This window comes from Rhizobium ecuadorense (genome assembly GCF_001187535.1).
In the GTDB taxonomy this organism is placed as follows: Bacteria; Pseudomonadota; Alphaproteobacteria; order Rhizobiales; family Rhizobiaceae; genus Rhizobium; species Rhizobium ecuadorense.
This window is the reverse complement of the sequence record NZ_LFIO01001206.1, coordinates 1-267: the sequence shown is the minus strand read 5'-3', so window position 1 is coordinate 267 and position 267 is coordinate 1. Positions and strand designations below refer to the sequence as shown.

Annotated in this window: 1 pseudogene; it reads right to left on the bottom strand. The window is 56.6% G+C overall.

Annotated elements, in window-relative coordinates:
- Nucleotides 1–37 precede the first annotated feature (37 nt).
- Nucleotides 38–267: pseudogene (locus tag AF337_RS44600) on the bottom strand (YcaO-like family protein); the annotation flags it as partial.

Below are 267 nucleotides of genomic sequence, written 5' to 3'. Positions count from 1 at the left end.
GTATTGGACCGTCTGCTTTCTGATTCATCCCGCCCCCTCACCGCTCGACTGTAAATGGGCGCATGCCCGCAAGTATCGTTCGCACGCAATGAATATGTGGATCGTTCGCGGACGCGACTGGAACGGCGAGAACGGGGCCCAGACGGGCTGAAATGATCCTTTCCAGAAGATCGCCAAGGTCGGCAACCGCGGGCAAAACGTCTACAAAATCGATCGATGGAGCACATTCACCAAGAATGAGATCGCGGGCATCGGCAAGCATAGCGC